The organism is Micromonospora sp. CNZ309 (assembly GCF_002846525.1).
In genome coordinates, this window is record NZ_PJNG01000001.1 from 6,507,618 (window position 1) to 6,525,393 (window position 17,776).

The window sequence follows — 17,776 nt, forward strand, 5'->3', positions numbered from 1 at the left end:
GCTCGCGATGTCCCACCGTTCCGCTACCGTCTGGGCGTCATGGATCCGCGGTACGACGAGGCCGTCATCGGGCGGGAGCATCCCGCAGCCCTGCTGCGCGCCGAGGTCGACCGGGTGACCGCCAGCCACGGCGGCCTGGTCCTCGTCGCCGGGGAGCCGGGCATCGGCAAGACGACGCTGGTCACGGCGGCGGCCGGCGAGGCCCGTCGGCGGGGCGCGCTGGTGCTCGGCGCGGCCTGCTGGGATTCCGACAGCGCGCCCGGCTACTGGCCCTGGGTGCAGGTGCTGCGCGGTCTGCGTCGCTCGTCCGACGACTGGGCCGTGGCCCGCGAGTCGGCCGAGCCGGGCCTCGCGGCGCTGCTCGGCGAGGCGACCGGCGGCACCGCCGGGGAGCCGACGGACGGCGACGCCGACGAGGCGACCGGCGGTCCGGCCGGCGACGACCGCGTCGAGCAGGAGGAGTTCGCGCTGCACGACGCGGTGACCACCGCGCTGGTCGCGGCGTCGCAGCGCCGTCCGGTCGTGGTGGTGCTCGACGACCTGCACTGGGCCGATCCCGCCTCGATGCGGCTGCTGCGGTTCGCCGCCCAGCACACCTGGTTCGAGCGGCTGCTGTTGATCGGCACCTACCGCGACGCCGAGGTCGAGTCTCCCGACCACCCGCTGCGCGAGCTGCTGATGCCGCTGGTGGCGAAGGCGACCACGCTCACCCTCACCGGCCTGTCCCGCGACGAGGTGGCCGCGCTGACGACCCGCACGGCGGGCCGGGCACCCGACGCCGGTCTCGTCGACGAGGTGCACCGGCGCACCGGCGGCAACCCGTTCTTCGTGGAGCAGACCGCCCGCATCTGGCGTGCCGACGGCCGGGTCGGCGCGATCCCCCCGGGCGTACGGGAGGCGGTGCGCCGCCGTCTCGCCCAGTTGCCGGCGGCGGTCGTCGAGGCACTCACCGCCGCCGCCGTGCTCGGCCGGGAGTTCCACCGCCAGGTCCTCGCCGCGTACGCGGGCACGCCCGCCACGCAGGCCGACCGGCTCCTCGACCGAGCGGTGACCGCCCGGCTCGTGGTGTCCCGGGGCGGCGGCCGGTTCGCCTTCGTCCACGACCTCGTGCGGGAGACCCTCTACGACGCGCTGCCCGAGGACGACCGGCGCTCCCGGCACGCCGGGCTGGTCCGGGCCGTCGACGGCGTGCCGGCGCTCGCCGAGCGGCTGATCCCCGCCGACCTGGCCCGGCACGCCCATCTCGCCGGCGCCCACCTCGACCCGACGCGCGCCGCCGAGCTGCTGGTCGCCGCCGCCCGCGACGCGGTTGGCCGGCTGGCGGTGGACGAGTCGGTGGTGCACTTCCGCCGGGCGCTGGAGGTCGCGGAGGACCCGACCTGCCGCGTGAAGATCATGATCGAGCTGGGCCAGCTGCTGCACCACGCGGGCGGCGGCGACGAGGCCCGGCGGCTGCTCGCCGAGGCCGTCACGCTTGCCGTGGCGGTCGACGACCCGGTGGTGCTGGCCCGCGTCGCCCTCGTCGTGCACCGCCGCCACGCCGACGGCTCCAGACGGGTCCCCGATCCGGAGGGCGTCGTGCGGGAGGCGTACCGGCGGTTGATCGGCGGATCCGCCGGTGCCGTCCCGGTCAGCACGCTCGTCACCGATCTGATCGCCGCCACGGAGTCCCTGGCCCGGCGCGGGCACGACGACGAGGCGCTCACCTTCAGCCTCTGGGCCCGCCACGACACCACCTGGGGGCTGGGTTCGGCCCGCGACCGGGCCGCGATCACCGCCGAGATCCGCGACGTGGCGCGCCGGAGCGGCGACACGGAGACCGTGCTCTGGGCCACCGCGCTGCGCTGGGTCGCGCTGCTGGAACTGGGCGAGCCCCGCTACCACGACGAGTTCGCCACCTTCTTGGCCGGCGCCCGTCGGGGCGACGTCCGGCACCGGTTCGCCGCCACCATGGACGACGCCATCATCGCCGCGTTCCGTGGCGACTTCGCCCGGGCCGACGAGCTGTCCGGCGAGCTGACCGGCCTCGGTGACTGGGATCATTCCGACTTCGCCTTCATGGGTCACCATCTGCGCTGGTCCCGGCTGCACCTCCAGGGCCGCGCGGACGCCGCCATCCTCGACGAGCTTTCCTCGGCCGGCTATCCCCATCCCGAGCTGCTCCGGGGCATCACCGCCGTCGAGTGCGGCGACACCGGGTCGGCCCTGCGGCTGGTCAACGGCATCGAGGCCGCCGGCACGGCGTACCCGGGAGCGGTGTCGCCGCTGTGGCTGCGGCTGCGCGCCGGTGTCGCCGCCGCGACGCGCGACCCCCGGCGCTGCGCCGAGGTCCGGGAGGCCCTGCGACCGCACCGCGGGCAGTGGATGTCGGCGCTGTTCGGCTGCGACCTGAGCGGCCCCGTCGACCACTGGTTGGCCCTCGTCGACGCCGCGCAGCGACGCTGGGACGACGCGGTGGCCGGATTCTCCGCCGCCCGCGACTCCGCCGACCGCCTGGGCGCCCGCCCGTGGTCGGTCCTGGCCCGCACCGCCCTGGCCGACGCGCTGACCGGACGGGACTGCCCCGGTGACGCGGCGGCGGCCGCCGCGCTGCGCGAGGCCACCGCCCGCGACGCCACCGACCTGGGCATGCACCAGGTGACCCGACGCCTCACCGGTGCAGAGGGGGCCGGGGTGCCGCCCGTCGGCAACTCCGGGGCCCTCCTCCCGATCACCGGCCCGATTCCGGACCGCGTCGGCGGCCCGCAGGTGGCGGTCGTCTGGCCGCCCGGCCCGCAGGCGGCGCGCGGGCCGCACGAACCGCGGGCGGCGATCGGGCCGCGGGCGCCGGCCGGTGCCGCCGTGGCCGCCGTGGCCGCCGGTGCCGCCGTGGCGCAGCCGTCCGGCGGGGTGCAGGCGCCCGTCGGGGAGCAGGGGCTGGGCCGGGCGTACGGGTTCCGCCGCGACGGGCCGGTCTGGCAGCTCGCGTACGCCGGGGTGGTGGTGCACCTGCCCGACGCGAAGGGGCTGCGCGACCTGCACGTGCTGCTGAGCCGGCCGGGCGTCGACATCCCGGCGGTCGAACTGCTCGACCCGATCGCCGGGCCGGAACTCGTCGCGGCCCGTCGGATGGGCGGCGACCCGGTCCTCGACGACGAGGCGAAGGCCCGCTACCGGCGGCACCTGGAACGGCTCGACGACGAGATCGACCGGGCGGCCGAGCGCGGCGACCGGCGGCGGATGGCCGACCTCGACGCCGAGCGGGGTGCCCTGCTCGCCGAACTGCGCGCCGCCGCCGGGCTGGCCGGTCGCAGCCGCCGCCTCGGCGACGAGGCCGAGCGGGCCCGCAAGACGGTGACCGCCCGCATCCGGGACGCGCTGCGCAAGCTCGACCAGCGTCACCCGGGCCTCGCCGCCCACCTGCGCGACACCGTCTCCACCGGCAGCACCTGCCGCTACCTCCCGCCCGAGCCACTGCCCTGGCGCCTCTAGCCCCCGGGCACCGGCCGAGCGCCGGCATCGAGAGCCGGTAAACCCCGCAGCCCTCCGCGGTGTCTTGCTGACTGAGAGAGCGGGAGGGGCCAGATGCGAGATGCGCATGGCGCGGAGTTCGACGACTTCGTCCGTACCCGGTCCGTGGCGCTGTTGCGGGTGGCCTACCTGCTGACCGGCGACCGACACGCGGCCGAGGACCTGCTTCAGGAGGTACTGGAGCAGGTGTACGTGCGCTGGCGCCGGGTGCGCATCTCCCCGGAGGCGTACGCCCGGCGGGCCCTGGTCAACCGGTCGATCAACCGGTGGCGGCGGCGAGTCCGGCGGCCGGAGCAGGCGTTGGGTGACAACCACGGGGTCGCCCGGGACCACGCCGACGACATCGCGCTGCGCCAGGCGGTCGTCGCGGCGCTGCGAACCCTGCCGCCCCGGCAGCGGGCGGCCGTCGTGCTCCGCTACCTGGAGGACCTGTCGGTCGCCGACGTCGCCGGGGCGCTGCGCTGCTCCGAGGGCACCGTGAAGAGCCACGCCTCCCGGGGCCTCGCCCACCTCCGGGAGGCGTTGGCCGGGTCACATCTCGTCCTGTCCGTCCCGACCGACACCGGGAGCGCGCGATGACCATCGAAGAGAGTGACGTGCGGGGCGTCCTGCGTCGGGTGACCGACGACCTCGTCGGCCCGCCGACTCTGCTCGACGACGTGCGACGGGGTGGGCGTCGCCGGTTGCTGCGACGTCGAGCGGTCCTGGCCGCGCTGTGCGCGGCCGTGGTGGCGGTACCCGTCGGCGGTGCGCTGCACCTCCGGGACGACGGGGCGGTGATGGAGGTCGCCTCGCCGCTGTTCGACGAACCCACCCGCGGCGACCTGGCCGGCGACGAACGGTATCTGCGGCAGGTTCGCCAGGCGTGGCGGCAGCGGGCGAGGGACACCGGGTTCGACGCCGGGACCGATCCGCACGTGGTCTGGGCGGGAGACACCCCGGCCGGGCCTGCCGCCTACGTCGCGCAACAGAGCACCGTCGCCCACGAGGTGTCAGAGTCGGCCGGCGGTCGGATGATCGGCTATGCCGCGTTCGTCGAGCCCACCGCCGACGGGCCACGGGTCATGACGGTGGAGACCGTCACCGACGCCACCGAGGGCAATTCGTCGGCCGTGCTGCTCGGGCCCCGCCGCGACGTGCTGGTCGTGCTCGACGCCGGACACCGGGTGGAGTTCTCACCGACGCTCCGGTACGCCGCCGACGGCCGGATCGAGCGCACCTTCCAGCCGGTGGCCTTCCGGGACGGGGCCGCCGTGCTGTCGGTGCCGCCGCAGCGCGGCAGGGTGACCGTCGCCCTGGTCAGGAGGCCGGTCAGCGCGACGACCGCCGTCCACATCGCCAACGCGACCGACGTCCTCTTCGCCGACCGGAAGGCCAGTCCGCAGCCGCGGTCGGTCACCTACACGTTGCCCGGCGCGGACCGGGTGTGGGGCGACACCCCCGCCGCGCAGGTCGGCAGGGACGTCTTCGCGACGGACGCGCTGGCCGCCTACGTCGATCACGGCGGCACCCACCGGGCTGGAGGCTCTCCCAGCCTGACCGTCTACGGGGCGACCCCCGACGGCCGGCAGTTGCTGCTCCAGACCATCCAGCACGACGACGACCCCGCCCGCGCGATCGCAATGCTCGCCCACGGCGGCGCGCCCTTCCAGCCGGTGGCCAGCGGGTTCGTCGACTGGACCGCGCCGCTGCCGGTGCGGCTGCGGCTGCCGGACGGGCAGGGCGTCCTCGTCGTCACCGAGGGCGCGGCGCTGAGCTACCGGATCGGCGCCGGGCGGTGGCACGACGCCGGGCGTGGCGCGGCGCTGCTACCCGCCGACGCCACCGAGGTACGCGTCACCGCCGCCGGTGGCACGGTGACCACCGTCCGGGCCGACTCCTAGCCGGCCACCGGACGACGACGGGCACCACCACTACCTCCGTGGCGGTGCCCGTCGTCGGCAGGATCAGCGGCGGTTGTAGCGGTACATCGTCAGCGTGCCGAAGACCACCACGAAGCCGGCGGTCCACAGCAGCGTCCACATCGTGGCCGACGCGTCCGACGTCCCCGACATGACGGCGCGTACCGAGGCCACCAGCTGCGTGATCGGGTTGACCTTGACGAACGCCTGGAGCCAGCCGGGCATCGTCGCGGGCTCGACGAACACGTTGCTGAGGAAGGTCAGCGGGAACAGCACCATCATGCTCGCCCCCATCACGGACTTCTCGCTGCGCAGGACGAGACCGAAGAACGTCCAGACCCAGGAGAACGCGAACGAGAAGACCACGAGCAGGCCGATCCCGGCCACCACACCGGGCAGCCCCCCGTCGGGCCGGAACCCCAGCACCAGCCCGACGCCGAGGATGACCACGGCCGCCAGCACGTACCGCAGCACGTCGCCGAAGATCATGCCGACCAGCGGGGCCGGCCGCCAGACCGACAGCGTGCGGAACCGGTCGAAGACACCCTTCTCGATGTCGGTGTTCAGCCCCACCCCGGTGTACATGGTGATCATCACGACGCTCGTCACCATGATGCCGGGCAGGAAGAACTGGAGGTAGTCGCGCGGGCTGTCGGCCAGGGCGCCGCCGAACAGGTACGTGAACATCAGCACCATGATGATCGGGAACGCCGTCACGTCGAACAGCTGCTCCGGCACGTGCTTGATCTTCAGCAGCGCGCGCCAGCCGAACGTCAGCGACGCCGACAGCGCGTTCGGTCGGGGCGGTCGCGCGCCGGGCGCGAGGACGGTGGAGAGCGCCTCCGCCGACGGTACGTAGACGGACGGGGCGCGCCCGGTCGTTGTGGCGTTGCTCATCGGGCTGCCTCCAGCTCGTCGTCCCGCTCGTCGGCCGCGACGGCGGGGTGGTCGGTCAGGGCCAGGAAGACCTCGTCCAGGCTCGGCTGACCGAGGGAGAAGTCGTCGACGACGATCCCGGCGCGGGCCAGGTCGCCGAGCGCGCGGGCGGCCTGCGCGCCGGCGTCGAGGTCGCTGCCGGCCCCGCCGACGCGGGCGGTGAGCGCGACCGGATCGGGTGCGAGCTGCACCGGTACGCCGAGCGCCGCCTGGAGCAGCTTCTCCGCCTCCGGCCGCTGCCCGGGGTCACGCAGTCGCAGGTGGACGGTGCCGGAGCCGACCGAGGACTTCAGCTCGCCCGGGGTGCCCTCCGCGATCACCCGGCCGTGGTCCACCACCGCGATGCGGCCGGCGAGCTGGTCGGCCTCGTCCAGGTACTGCGTGGTCAGCAGCACGGTCGTGCCGTGCGCCACGACGGCCCGGACGATCTCCCACACCTGGTTGCGGCTGCGCGGGTCCAGCCCCGTCGTCGGCTCGTCGAGGAAGAGCAGGTCGGGGGTGTTGAGGATGCTCGCCGCGATGTCGATGCGCCGCCGCATGCCGCCCGAGTACTTCTTGACCTGCCGGTCGCCCGCCTCGGTCAGGCCGAACGCGGCGAGCATGCCCTCCGCGCGCGCCCGGGCGGCCGGCTTGCGGTGCCCGAGCAGGCGGGCGAGGAGCATCAGGTTCTCCAGCCCGGTCAGGTCCTCGTCCACGGAGGCGTACTGGCCGGTCAGGCTCATCCGGGCGCGTACGGCGTCGGCCTCGGTGACGACGTCGTGGCCGAAGACGCGGGCCCGCCCGCCGTCGGGGCGCAGCAGCGTCGCCAGCACCCGTACCGCCGTGGTCTTGCCGGCGCCGTTGGGCCCGAGCAGGCCGTAGACGGTGCCGGCCGGGACCTGGAGATCGATGCCGGCGAGCGCCCGGGTGTCCCCGAACGACCGGGTCAGGCCCTCGGCCTCGATGGCCAGGCCGGTGGTGCGTTTCATGCGCTCTACCTTCCTCATGCGTGACACGTTCCAAAGACGTACGGGCGCGGGGCACGACCGTCGCGCGGCGTGCCGGCGTGCGGCGCGGTCGAAGACGGTGCGGAGCAGGTCGGGTACCGGCCGATGGAACCGCACCCGTACGACACGATGCCGACCGGTCCGGCCACCCGTCGTACGCGTGGTCGACCCTGTTTCAACGAGCCCGGGAAGCTGTGGTTGTACTTCGGGGCGACCACGACGACCGCCTCCCGGCGCGCGACCCGCGCGACGAACGACCGCATCGCGCACGTCGGCCGCGCCGGACAGTTCGCGGGCGTCATGGTTCCCCTCCCGGCTCCGGTCCCACCCGGGAGGCGCTAGACGACGGCCAGCGGCCCGCCAGATCGGAACTGGCGGGGCGCGGTGCCGACGGTGGGTGCCGCGACGAGCGGAGCCGGGTGCCGGGACGGGGCCAGGCTGACCGGCTGCGCCGGCTCGCGGGGCGTCAGGTCGGGATCGCGGAGCGTCAGGCCGGCTCGTCGAAGAGCACCGGCCAGGGGCGGGGTGACGGCGTGGGCGGCGGTGGCGGGGGCTCCGAACCGTCGGCCAGCACCTCCGCCGCGAGCTGCCCGAACATCGGCGCGGCCGGGTGCGCGGCCCGGCGCGGCCAGGCCGCCGAGGTGCGTCGGACCAGGGGTGATCCGGCGATCGGCCGCCAGGCGATCCGGGGCTCCCGACGGGCCGTCGCCGCCGGTTCGACGGCCACCCCGCCGCCGGCCAGCACCAGCCCGAAGAGGAACTCCGGGTTGCGCGCCGGGCGGACCCGGCCGGGGGTGAACCCGTGCCGGCGGCAGACCTCCAGCAGGTGGTCGTGCCAGCCGGGCGCGGTGGCCCGGGGCGCGGTCACCAGGTCCAGGCCGGCCAGCGCGGCCAGCTCGACCTCCCGGCCCCGGGCCAGCGTCGAGGCGCGCGGCAGCAGCACCCCCAGCGGTACGTCGACGGCGGCGCCGAGGCGCAGCCCGTCGTCGGTGACGGGGTGGTGGAGCAGGCCGACGTCCAGCCGCCCCTCGCCCAGCATCCGTTCCTGCTCGCCGCTGGTCAGCTCGTGCAGGTCCACGTCGAGGCCGGGGGCGCGCCCGGCCAGCCGGTCGAGCAGCTCGCGCAGGGTCACCGCGGGCGTCTCCGGCGGCACCCCGGCCCGGAGCACCCCCGACACCCCCTCGCGCACCTGCCGCATCAGGTTGCGCAGCCGGCCCTCCCCGGCGAGCAGTTCCTCGGCCTCGCCGAGGAGCAACTGGCCGGCGGCGGTCAGCCGCACCTGCCGGCGCGAGCGGTCGAACAGCTCGACCGCCAGCTCCCGCTCCAGGCGCTGCACGGACTGGCTCAGCGGCGGCTGGGCCATGCCGAGCAGCTCGGCGGCGCGGCCGAAGTGCAGCTCGTTGGCGACCACCACGAAGTGGCGCAGGTGCCGGAGCAGGTCCACGGCCGGACCCTACGCCAGCGCCCGGGCGCATCCGCGACCGCGACGGGGCAGCGGCTACCGTGCGCAGTGTGGTGGCGGAGCGGATCGTGGAGATCTTCGAGCAGGCCGGGGTCACCGGCTGCCTGCACGTCGTCGACCTCGACGAGGTCGGCGGCGGTGCCGGTTCGGGGGAGCCCGGCGGCGGGCGGGAGGTGGCCCTCCGGGCGGACGAGCAGGTGGTGATCGCCTCGATCTTCAAGGTGCTGCTGGTGCTGGAGTTCGCCCGGCAGGTCGTCGCCGGCCAGCTCGACCCCCGGGAGCGGGTCCTCGTCACCGCCGCCGACCGGCTCGGCGGGTGGGGGATCGCCGGCTGCGCCGACGACGCCGAGGTGTCGCTGCGGGACCTGGCGTACTTCGCCATGTCGGTCAGCGACAACACGGCCGCCGACCTGCTGCTGCGCCGGGTCGGGGCGGACGTGCTGCCGATGCTGGCCGCCGAGCTGGGGCTGCCGCGTACCCGGATCGTCGGCGGTCCCCGGCAACTGGTCGAGACGATGCTCGCCGACGTCGGCGCGCGTACCGAGGCGGACTTCGCCCGGATCTTCCCGACCCTGCCGCCCGAGCGGATCCGCGCGATGCGGATGTTCGACCCGGCGCACACCACGTCGAGCACCGCCCGGGAGATCACCCGGCTGCTCGGCCTGATCTGGCGGGACGAGGCCGGCCCGCCCGAGGCGTGCGGGATGGTCCGGGGCTGGATGGCCCGGCAGCTCTTCTGGACCCGGCTGGCCTCGGGCTTCCCGCCCGGCGTGCGGGTGGCCGGCAAGACCGGCACCCTGCCGGGCCTGCACCTGGAGGCCGGCGTGGTCGAGCATCCCGACGGCGGCCGGTACGCCGTCGCCGTCTTCGTCCGCGCCCGCCAACTCGCCACCCGCCGCATCGACGTGGACCTGGCGATGGGCCAGGCCGCCCGGACCGCCGTCGAGGCCCTGCGCGCCGGCTGACTTTCCGGCCGCGCCACCCCACCGAAGGCCCCGCTGAGCTGGCCCGATATGCCGGCGGATATCGACCGTGTCGGACCCGGATCTTGGACCGGGCGGGGTTCGTGCTGATTGGCTCGGCACCGACCGATCAGCACCACGACGGGGAGAGTTCCGCATGCCCAACCTCGACCGCCGCCGCTTCCTGCGCGACGCCGCCGCCAGCACCGCGCTGGTCACCGCCGGCGGGCTCGCCGGCGCCGCCCCGGCGCACGCCGCCCCGCCGACCGCCGCGCCGGTCGCCGCCGTCCCGGCCGGCCGCCGCCGTGGCCCGGTCAGCTTCCGCTGGTGGGGTACGTCGGCATGGCGCATCGACATCGGCGACCGGACCGTCCTGGTCGACCCCTTCCTCAGCCGGATCGACACCGGGCTGTTCAAGGGTGCCTTCGACCAGGCCACCGAGCTGAAGGTCCGCGCCGACGTCGTCGACTCCCTGGTGGACCGGGCCGAGACGGTGCTCGTCACGCACACCCACTGGGACCACTACATGGACACCCCGCACATCGTCGGGCGCACCGGCGCCCGGGTCATCGGCACGCTCACCGCCTACCACCTGGGGCTCGCGTACGGGCTGCCGTCGGGCAGGCTCAGCCCGGTGCGGGGCGGGGAGGTGCTGGACTTCGGCGCGTACACCGTGGAGGTCGTCAGCTCCCTGCACAGCCGCAACGCGTCCTACTCGATGGCCTTCCCCGGCGTACGGGTCAGCCCGCCGCCGAAACCGGCGACCATCGCCGACCTGCCCGAGGGCGACACCCTCGCCTACCAGCTGCGGGTCTCCGACGGCCCGTCGGTGTTCTTCATGGGCGCGAGCGACTTCGCCGAGCGCAACCTGGCCGGGCTGGCCCCCGACGTGGCCATGGTCGCGCTGCCCAGCAGCACGGCCACCGCCGACTACGCCGGGCGGCTGCTCGACGCCCTGGACCGGCCGAGGGTCGTGGTGCCGGTGCACTTCGACAACTTCGAGACCGAGCTGCGCAACCCGGTGACCGTGGCGCCGTCGGACCGCGAGCGGCTCGACGCGCTCGTCGCGGCCGTACGCCGGGTCTCGCCGCGCAGCCGCGTGATCGTGCCCGAGTACCACACCGCGTACCACTTCTGAGGACGGCCGGTGGCCGTGGACGCCACGGTCGGATCAGAGCCGGCGGATGGCGGCGGAGTCGAGCCGGTAGCCGATGGTGCGGTCGACGATCCGGCCGACGAGGTCCGCCTTGCGTAGCCCGGCGACGCCGCGCAGCTCCAGGCTCGCGGCGAGCACCCGCAGGTCGCGGGCGGTCCAGCCGGAGAGGTACGCCGTACCGTCGTCGCGCCGGGCCATGGCCGCGAGCGCGGCGCGGGCCTCGGCCGGCTCTGGCGCCGGTGCCGCCCGCCGGGCGGGGGCGGCGGCTGTCGTGCCCGGGCGCCCCGCGCGGGTGGCCCGGTCGGCGGATGCGGTGGCCGGGGTGGCCCGGTCGGGGAGCGCGGTGGCCGGGGTGGTCCCGTCGGTGGCTGGGTTGCCGGCGGGGGCGAGCAGATCGGCCGGCGTGGCGGGCGGCGTCGCGTCGACCGGCACCACCGCGAGGCGGGCCCGTCCCTCGGCCAGCGCGGCGAGGTCGGCGGCGGGCAGCGCGCGCAGCAGCGCGGCCACCAGCTCGGCGACGTCGCGGGCCGGCCCGGTCACGCCCCGACCCGCTCGGGCTGGAGGTGGTCGAGGAACTCGGTGGCGAGCTGGCGCAGCTCGTCGCGGACGGCCGGGGTGGCGACCCGGTCGCGGAGCACCACCGGCACGCCGCGCGGGGCGTTCGTGGCGAACGCGGTGACGTTCTCCCGCAGCGGGGTGGGGAAGACGGGCAGGCCGAGCGCCCGCACCTGGTCCATGTAGCCCTGGTGGGCGGCGATCGGCCGCTGCGCCATGACCTGGATCATGGTGAACACCACGCCGGCGACGCCGGGGGCGACCTTGTGGTGCCGGCGGGTCGTGGCGAACCGGCGGGCGTCGGCGTTGTACTGGTCGACCAGCTCCCGGACGTTGCCGTGCAGGTAGTCGATGCCCAACGTGGACAGGTAGTCGGCCTTCGCCGGGATGAGCAGGTGGTCGCTGGCGATGATGGCCGACTGGGTGACGACGTTGAAGTTCGGCGGGCAGTCGATGAGCACCATGTCGTAGCCGCCGAGCGCGTCGTCGTGCAGCCCCTCGGCCAGTGAGCCGCGTACCCGGAACAGCTCGCGGTCGTACTCGTCGCCGTCGGCCACGGCCCGGGCCAGCGCCAGGTCGATGTCGACGAGCTGGAGGTGGGACGCGATCAGGTCGAGCCGGCCCGCGCCGGTGAGCCGCGCGTTCGCGGGGCCGGGTGAGACGACCAGCTCGCCCAGGGTCGTCGCGGGGACGTCCCCGCGCAGGCCGTCGTACCAGCGCTTCACCGTCCGGCCGTCGCGCAGCCGGTCCCGCCAGTCGTCGGGGTCGTAGAAGCCGAACGTCAGGCTGGCCTGCGGATCGAGGTCGATGAGCAGCACCTTCATCCCCCGGTTGGCCAGCTCGGCACCGAGGTTGGCGGTCACCGTGGTCTTGCCGACCCCACCCTTGTAGTTGATCACCGATACGACGTACACCGGCACCTCCCCAGACCGGGAACGGTAGCGGGCCGCCGGAGCGGTGCGGCACCCGCTCTGGCGACCCGCTGTTGCTCGTAAATACGTATGTTCGTATTATCGACTCGTGGCGGAGATCGAGGAACGGCTGGGTGCGCTGGAGGCGCAGGTCGCCGCCCTGACGGAGCGCTTCGGGGCGGCGACGCCCCCGGCCGAGGCGGCGCCGGCGGCCGGCGACGTCTTCTGGGCGCTCGACGGGCTGAAGCAGCGGATCCCGGCCGACGGCGGCGGCGCGGTGCTCTACACCGGCACCGTCCGCCTCGACGACCAGCGCCACGACTGGCAGTACGGGCGCATGGTCGACGACGTGCTCGCGGGCGACTGGACGGAGCTGGCCGGCGTGCTGAGCGCCCTGGCGCATCCGGTGCGGTTGCGCCTGCTGCGGGAGATCCTCGGCGGCCGGCACGGCACCGGCGAGCTGGCCGGGATCGAGGGTCTGGGCACCACCGGCCAGCTGCACCACCACCTGCGCCAGCTCACCGCCGCCGGCTGGCTGCACAGCGCCGGCCGGGGCCGCTACGCCGTCCCGGCCGAGCGGGTCGTGCCGCTGCTCGCCATCCTCACCGCCGCGCGCCGCTGACCCGCTGACCTTCGCTGACCTGGCCCGGCTGCTCGGCGCGACGCTCGCCGGCACCGCCCCCGGCGCCGACGCCGCCACCCGCGCTCGGGCCACCGGGCGGGGCGTGGTGGTGCTCGGCAACACCGACAAGGGCGTCGAACCGATCGCCCTGCGGCTGCTCGGCGTACTGGCGCGGGACGCCGACGGCAACGGCCCGCCGCTGCCCGTCTGGATCACCGCGGGGCTCGCGGTGGTGTTCACCTTCCCCGGTGGGCTGAGCCTGCTCGGCGCCGTCCGCCGGGCCCCCGACCGGCTGACCCTGGCGCCCGCCGTCGCCTGGGCGGTGCTCTACCTCGGCCTCGGGCACCGGCTGGGCAACTGGTCGGTGGTGCCCGGCCGGCTCTGGCCGCTCGGCGTCGGCCTCCCGGCGGCCGGGATCGTGCTGGCCGCGTACCGCTGGCGGGGCCTGCCGCCGCTGGCCGGCGCCCCGCCGTGGCGGCGGCTGACCTCGGCGGCGTTCTCGGCGCTCCTGGCGGCCCCGGCCCTCGTGATCCTCACCCCCTGACCTCCACCCCACCCACCCCCGCCCCGGTGATCATGAGGTTGGCGGGGGGAAATGCCGGAATGGGCGCCGCCAACCTCATGATCGACGCCGGGTCGGGGGTGGGGTGGGGCTGTTAGAGTTCCGCTGCTCGTGGGTCGGGTGGGTTGCTCGTGGGTCGGGTGGGTCAGAGGGGGCGACGGTGGTGGTGCCGTTCCGCGACACGCTGTCGCAGCTGCTCAAGGCTCGTTTCCCGGTCCTCTACGTCGAGTCCTCCGAGGAACAGCGGGTGGTCGCCGAGGTCTGCGCCGTCGCCCGGGACGCCACCCTCGTCCGTACGCCCCGGGCGGTGTGGGCCTGGTCGCTGACGACGGGCCTCGTGCAGCCCGACGGCACCGCCCGCAAGGGCACCACCGACCCCGACGACGCGCTGGCCGCGGCGCTGCGCGTCGACCAGCCCAGCGTGCTGATCTTCAAGGACCTGCATCCCGCGCACGGCAGCGGCGACCGGCCCGGCACCCCCGGCGTCATCCGCCGGCTGCGGGACGTGGTGGCGGCCTTCAAGGCCGGCCCGGTGCCGCGCACCCTCGTCCTGGTCTCGCCGGTGCTGCACATCCCGGTGGAGTTGGAGAAGGACGTGACGATCGTCGACTTCCCGCTGCCCACCGAGACGGAGATCCGACGGGTGCTGGACGGCATGATCGCTGCCAACTCCGCGACCGGCCGGATCCGGATCGCGCTGGACGACCTCGGCCGGGAGCGGCTCGCCAAGGCGGCCCTCGGGCTCACCCTGCACGAGGCGGAGAACGCGTTCGCCCGGGCCATGGTCAACGACGGCGTGCTCGACGGCGGCGACCTCGCCGTGGTGCACGAGGAGAAGCGGCAGACCGTACGCAAGTCGGGGCTGCTGGAGTTCGTCGACGCCGCGGTCGACCTCGCCGACGTCGGCGGGCTGGAGAACCTGAAGCGCTGGCTGGCCAAGCGGGACGGCTCCTGGCTGGCCGAGGCGGCGGCGTACGGGCTGCCCGCCCCCCGGGGCGTGCTGATCACCGGTGTGCCCGGCTGCGGCAAGTCGCTGACCGCGAAGGCCATCGCCTCGGCCTGGGGCCTGCCGCTGCTGCGGCTGGACGTCGGACGCGTCTTCGCCGGGCTCGTCGGGTCGAGCGAGCAGAACATGCGCACCGCCATCCGGACCGCCGAGGCGACCGCCCCCTGCGTGCTGTGGGTCGACGAGATCGAGAAGGGCTTCGTCGGCGGGGCCAACGACTCCGGCACCTCCGCCCGGGTCTTCGGTTCCTTCCTGACCTGGATGCAGGAGAAGTCCCGGCCCGTCTTCGTCATCGCGACCGCCAACGACTTCGAACGGCTGCCCCCGGAACTGCTGCGCAAGGGGCGCTTCGACGAGATCTTCTTCGTCGACCTGCCGACCCGCGCGGAGCGCGCGTCGATCTGGCGGGTGCACCTCGCCCGACGGCTGCGCAACCCGGCCGTCGCCGGCGCCCTGACGCCCGACGACGCCCTGCTCGGCGAGCTGGCCGGGCTCAGCGAGGGGTACTCGGGGGCCGAGATCGAGCAGGCCGTCGTCGGGGGGCTCTTCGACGCCTTCGCCGAACGGCGTCCGCTGCGCCGCGACGACCTGATCCGGGCCCTGGTCGCCATGGTGCCGCTCAGCGTCACCCAGGCGGAACGCATCGACGCCGTACGCTCCTGGGCCGACGCCCGCGCCGTCGCCGCCACCGCCGCCGAGGACTGGGATCTCGGTGGCCGTCCCGGCGGCTCCCGGCCCGGCGGCCCGGGGCCGCAGCGGGGTCAGGGCGGACGGGCGGTCGAGTTCTAGTGTGGGCGTCGACACGAACGGAAGGGTCCCGATGAGCGTCTCACTGATACTCCTGCCGCTGGCCGTCGCCGCCGTCGCCGCGACCCACGCCGCCACCGCCGGGCGGGACGGGCAGGGCCACGTCGTCTGCGAGGTGCAGACGCGGATGCGGGACGAGACGCTGCTCGTCGCCGCGCTGCGCGACACCGCCGCGGTGGTCACCGCCGAGCCCGACGCGATCGTCGCGGACTGGGCAGACGTGCGGGCCGGCTTCCGGCGCGGGGAGGACGGCATCTGGTCGGCCCACTTCACGGGCGAGGTCGACGAGCAGCGGGCCGTCGAGGCGGTCCGGGCGATCGACGCCGCGTACGGGCGGCAGGTCCAGCGGGCGGTGCTGGAGCGGCTGCGCGAGCAGGCCCCCGCCGCCGGGCTGCGCCTGGAGTCCGAAGAGGTCGCCGAGGACGCGAGCGTCCGGCTGGTGTTCGCGGTCGAGGGCCGGTCGTGACGGCGCGGCAGCCACGGATCGTGGTCACCGTGACCAGCGAGGGCGCGGTGAGCGCCGAGACCCGGGACGTGCTCGGCGACGACTGCCTCGACTACGTCGCCGTGCTGGAGGACCTGCTGGCGGCCCGCACGGTACGCAGCGCGTACACCGCCGACCACGAGCGCGCCGCCGTGCCCGCGCGGCAGGAGGAGCGCGATGTCGAACGCGCCTAGCCCCGGCTGGCCGCCCCCGGCCGTGCCGAGGCCGAGCGCCGGTTGGCAGGTGTTGCAGAGCTGGTGGCTGCTGCTGCCCGTCCTCGGGTGCAGCTGCCTCGGCGGCTTCGGGTTCATCTACGTGGGCGCGCGGGCCCGCCGCGCGGCGTGGTGGATCCCCGGCATCGTCTACGCCGTGGTGGGCTGGACGGCGTTCATGCTCGTCGGCGAGTCGGACAAGGAGAGCGCCGTCAGCGACTGGGCGGTCGGCGTGCTCCTGGCCGTCTGGGCGTCCAGCATCCTGCACGCCGCGCTGATCAACCCGGCGTGGCTGCGCTGGCTCACGCACCGCCGCGCCAGGTCGGCGGCGGCGTGGCCGGCCGGGGCGTACCCGCTGGCCCCGCTGCCCCGGGCGGCTCCCGCCGGCCCGGGGCCCGCCCCCTACCCGGGCATGACGCTGACGTACCCGCCCAGTTCACCGGCGGGGTACCCGTCCCCGTACCCGTCGGCCGCCTACCCGCCCCCGTCGGCCGGCTACCCGCAAGCCGGGTCGCCGTACCCGCCCCAGCCGTTCGGGCCGGCGGCCCAGCCGCCCGGGTCGCCGGTGGGACAGCCGCCCGCGCCGGTCGGGTATCCGCCGCCGGCGGCCGATCCGACGATGGTGCCGTACCAGCCGGTCGACTCCTTCGGTCCCGAGCCGCTCGCGCCGCCGTCGGACCCGTGGGCCGACGGGGAGTCCGGGAGGGTCGACGTCAACACGGTCGGGCCGGAGGCCCTCGCCGCGCTGCCCGGCTTCGACCCGCAGCGCGCCCGGCAGGTCGTGGCCGAGCGGGACCGGCGCGGGTCCTTCGGCAGCCTGGCCGAGTTCGCCGCCGCCGCCAACCTGGCCCCCCACGAGTACGCGCGCCTGCGCGACGCCCTGGACTGCGTCCCGCCCGCCGGGCCGGCGCCCGGGCAGTCGCCGCCCGGCCGGGTCCTCGATGTCTGACGACGGTCCCGCGCCCCGTCCGTCGGCCGGGGCGCGGACGGTGGCGGTGGCCCGCTTCCTGGCCGCCACCCGCGCCGAGGGGCCGGGCGAGCGGACGGCCGTCTGGGTGCAGGGCTGCGAGATCCGCTGCCCCGGCTGCTTCAACCCGCACTTGTGGACCTTCCGGGGCGGGGAGCGGATGGCCCCCGCCGACCTGGTGCGCCGGGTGCTCGACGCCGGCACCGAGGGGCTGACGCTGCTGGGCGGCGAGCCCTTCGACCAGGCCGCCCCGCTGGCGGTCGTCGCCGCCGGGGTACGCGCCGCCGGTCGCTCGGTGATGACCTTCACCGGTTACACCACGGCCCGGCTGCGCCGCGCGGTCGACGCGGGCCGCGACGACGTCGCGGCGCTGCTCGCGGCGACGGACCTCCTCGTCGCCGGGCCGTTCCTGGCCGACCGGATCGACACCCGGCGGCCCTGGGTGGGCTCCACCAACCAGGAGTTCGTGCTGCTCGACGACCGCTTCCCGGGCCTGCTCGACGAGGTGTCGCGCAGCCCCGACCGGGTCGAGGTGACCGTCGACGCCGCCGGCCGTGTGGCGGTGAACGGCTGGGCCGAGGTCGACGCCCTCGACGAGCTGCTGGCGTCGGTGGCCCGCCCTCAGCCCCGGCGGCGGGCCAGCGCCGAGCGCCGGTAGCCGTAGAGGGCGTAGATGATCGCGCCGAGCACGAACCAGGTACCCGGCAACGACGCCGGTAAATCTCCAACGAGGACAC

At 75.4% G+C, this 17,776-nt stretch carries 18 protein-coding genes; 12 read left to right on the forward strand and 6 right to left on the reverse strand.

The window, feature by feature from the left end; all coding sequences use genetic code 11:
* The first annotated feature begins 39 nt into the window (after window positions 1-39).
* The 3 genes from CLT72_RS28165 to CLT72_RS28175 all read left to right on the forward strand — a co-directional run bounded on the left by CLT72_RS28165 (window position 40) and on the right by CLT72_RS28175 (window position 5,393).
* The gene (locus tag CLT72_RS28165; RefSeq protein WP_101414325.1) at window positions 40-3,471 is read left to right on the forward strand and encodes an AAA family ATPase; all 3,432 of its coding nucleotides are present in this window, start codon (window positions 40-42) and stop codon (window positions 3,469-3,471) included.
* Between the two features lie 93 nt (window positions 3,472-3,564).
* Window positions 3,565-4,089, forward strand: coding sequence for a SigE family RNA polymerase sigma factor (locus CLT72_RS28170; protein ID WP_101414326.1), 525 nt, complete (start codon window positions 3,565-3,567; stop codon window positions 4,087-4,089).
* A complete protein-coding gene (locus tag CLT72_RS28175; protein ID WP_101414327.1) occupies window positions 4,086-5,393 on the forward strand; it encodes a hypothetical protein in 1,308 nt (435 codons plus the stop codon). The genes CLT72_RS28170 and CLT72_RS28175 overlap by 4 nt, the downstream gene beginning before the upstream one ends.
* A 63-nt stretch (window positions 5,394-5,456) precedes the next feature.
* Here CLT72_RS28175 and CLT72_RS28180 read toward each other — a convergent pair whose 3' ends face one another.
* From CLT72_RS28180 to CLT72_RS28195, 4 genes are all read right to left on the reverse strand, one after another.
* Window positions 5,457-6,308: an ABC transporter permease gene (locus CLT72_RS28180; protein ID WP_101414328.1), complete on the reverse strand. Its 852-nt coding sequence runs from the start codon at window positions 6,306-6,308 to the stop codon at window positions 5,457-5,459.
* Window positions 6,305-7,315 carry an ATP-binding cassette domain-containing protein gene (locus CLT72_RS28185; RefSeq protein WP_101414329.1) on the reverse strand — a complete coding sequence of 337 codons (1,011 nt, stop codon included), beginning with the start codon at window positions 7,313-7,315 and terminating at the stop codon, window positions 6,305-6,307. Before CLT72_RS28185 ends, CLT72_RS28180 begins: the two co-directional genes overlap by 4 nt.
* A gap of 14 nt (window positions 7,316-7,329) precedes the next feature.
* The gene (locus CLT72_RS31720) at window positions 7,330-7,635 is read right to left on the reverse strand and encodes an NAD(P)H-dependent oxidoreductase (RefSeq protein WP_144082344.1); all 306 of its coding nucleotides are present in this window, start codon (window positions 7,633-7,635) and stop codon (window positions 7,330-7,332) included.
* Window positions 7,636-7,820: 185 nt separating this feature from the next.
* Window positions 7,821-8,777, reverse strand: a complete 957-nt coding sequence (locus CLT72_RS28195) for a LysR family transcriptional regulator (RefSeq protein WP_101414331.1) — start codon at window positions 8,775-8,777, stop codon at window positions 7,821-7,823.
* A 59-nt stretch (window positions 8,778-8,836) separates the two neighbouring features.
* Here CLT72_RS28195 and CLT72_RS28200 point away from each other — a divergent pair, with 59 nt between their 5' ends.
* Complete coding sequence (locus CLT72_RS28200) at window positions 8,837-9,760, forward strand: serine hydrolase (protein ID WP_486484341.1); 924 nt, start codon at window positions 8,837-8,839, stop codon at window positions 9,758-9,760.
* A 154-nt stretch (window positions 9,761-9,914) separates the two neighbouring features.
* Window positions 9,915-10,895, forward strand: a complete 981-nt coding sequence (locus CLT72_RS28205) for an MBL fold metallo-hydrolase (protein WP_101414333.1) — start codon at window positions 9,915-9,917, stop codon at window positions 10,893-10,895.
* Between the two features lie 33 nt (window positions 10,896-10,928).
* On the opposite strand, the gene CLT72_RS31725 is transcribed toward CLT72_RS28205, so the two are convergent.
* A complete protein-coding gene (locus tag CLT72_RS31725; protein ID WP_144082345.1) occupies window positions 10,929-11,453 on the reverse strand; it encodes a Rho termination factor N-terminal domain-containing protein in 525 nt (174 codons plus the stop codon).
* Window positions 11,450-12,382 carry a ParA family protein gene (locus CLT72_RS28215; RefSeq protein WP_101414334.1) on the reverse strand — a complete coding sequence of 311 codons (933 nt, stop codon included), beginning with the start codon at window positions 12,380-12,382 and terminating at the stop codon, window positions 11,450-11,452. Before CLT72_RS28215 ends, CLT72_RS31725 begins: the two co-directional genes overlap by 4 nt.
* 106 nt (window positions 12,383-12,488) lie before the next feature.
* On the opposite strand from CLT72_RS28215, the gene CLT72_RS28220 reads away from it, so the two are divergent.
* The 7 genes from CLT72_RS28220 to CLT72_RS28250 all read left to right on the forward strand — a co-directional run bounded on the left by CLT72_RS28220 (window position 12,489) and on the right by CLT72_RS28250 (window position 17,697).
* Window positions 12,489-13,001: an ArsR/SmtB family transcription factor gene (locus CLT72_RS28220; RefSeq protein WP_250101334.1), complete on the forward strand. Its 513-nt coding sequence runs from the start codon at window positions 12,489-12,491 to the stop codon at window positions 12,999-13,001.
* 109 nt (window positions 13,002-13,110) lie between these two features.
* Window positions 13,111-13,545, forward strand: a complete 435-nt coding sequence (locus CLT72_RS28225) for a hypothetical protein (RefSeq protein WP_144082346.1) — start codon at window positions 13,111-13,113, stop codon at window positions 13,543-13,545.
* Between the two features lie 178 nt (window positions 13,546-13,723).
* Window positions 13,724-15,358, forward strand: coding sequence for an AAA family ATPase (locus CLT72_RS28230; RefSeq protein WP_101414336.1), 1,635 nt, complete (start codon window positions 13,724-13,726; stop codon window positions 15,356-15,358).
* A 31-nt stretch (window positions 15,359-15,389) separates the two neighbouring features.
* Window positions 15,390-15,842 (forward strand): hypothetical protein, encoded by a 453-nt coding sequence (locus CLT72_RS28235; RefSeq protein WP_101415441.1) that lies wholly within the window; start codon window positions 15,390-15,392, stop codon window positions 15,840-15,842.
* Window positions 15,839-16,054, forward strand: a complete 216-nt coding sequence (locus CLT72_RS28240) for a DUF2997 domain-containing protein (protein ID WP_101414337.1) — start codon at window positions 15,839-15,841, stop codon at window positions 16,052-16,054. The genes CLT72_RS28235 and CLT72_RS28240 overlap by 4 nt, the downstream gene beginning before the upstream one ends.
* Complete coding sequence (locus CLT72_RS28245; protein ID WP_144082347.1) at window positions 16,038-17,021, forward strand: helix-hairpin-helix domain-containing protein; 984 nt, start codon at window positions 16,038-16,040, stop codon at window positions 17,019-17,021. Before CLT72_RS28240 ends, CLT72_RS28245 begins: the two co-directional genes overlap by 17 nt.
* A complete protein-coding gene (locus CLT72_RS28250) occupies window positions 17,014-17,697 on the forward strand; it encodes a 4Fe-4S single cluster domain-containing protein (RefSeq protein WP_101414339.1) in 684 nt (227 codons plus the stop codon). The genes CLT72_RS28245 and CLT72_RS28250 overlap by 8 nt, the downstream gene beginning before the upstream one ends.
* The last annotated feature ends 79 nt before the right edge of the window (window positions 17,698-17,776 follow it).

Bases quoted from the DNA above. Each gene is read 5' to 3' on its own strand.
- CLT72_RS28250 (WP_101414339.1), top strand. From the start codon at position 17,014: ATGTCTGACGACGGTCCCGCGCCCCGTCCGTCGGCCGGGGCGCGGACG.
- CLT72_RS28235 (WP_101415441.1), top strand. From the start codon at position 15,390: ATGAGCGTCTCACTGATACTCCTGCCGCTGGCCGTCGCCGCCGTCGCC.
- CLT72_RS28205 (WP_101414333.1), top strand. From the start codon at position 9,915: ATGCCCAACCTCGACCGCCGCCGCTTCCTGCGCGACGCCGCCGCCAGC.
- CLT72_RS28175 (WP_101414327.1), top strand. From the start codon at position 4,086: ATGACCATCGAAGAGAGTGACGTGCGGGGCGTCCTGCGTCGGGTGACC.
- CLT72_RS28165 (WP_101414325.1), top strand. From the start codon at position 40: ATGGATCCGCGGTACGACGAGGCCGTCATCGGGCGGGAGCATCCCGCA.
- CLT72_RS28185 (WP_101414329.1), bottom strand. From the start codon at position 7,315: ATGAAACGCACCACCGGCCTGGCCATCGAGGCCGAGGGCCTGACCCGG.
- CLT72_RS28170 (WP_101414326.1), top strand. From the start codon at position 3,565: ATGCGAGATGCGCATGGCGCGGAGTTCGACGACTTCGTCCGTACCCGG.
- CLT72_RS28180 (WP_101414328.1), bottom strand. From the start codon at position 6,308: ATGAGCAACGCCACAACGACCGGGCGCGCCCCGTCCGTCTACGTACCG.
- CLT72_RS28245 (WP_144082347.1), top strand. From the start codon at position 16,038: ATGTCGAACGCGCCTAGCCCCGGCTGGCCGCCCCCGGCCGTGCCGAGG.
- CLT72_RS31720 (WP_144082344.1), bottom strand. From the start codon at position 7,635: ATGACGCCCGCGAACTGTCCGGCGCGGCCGACGTGCGCGATGCGGTCG.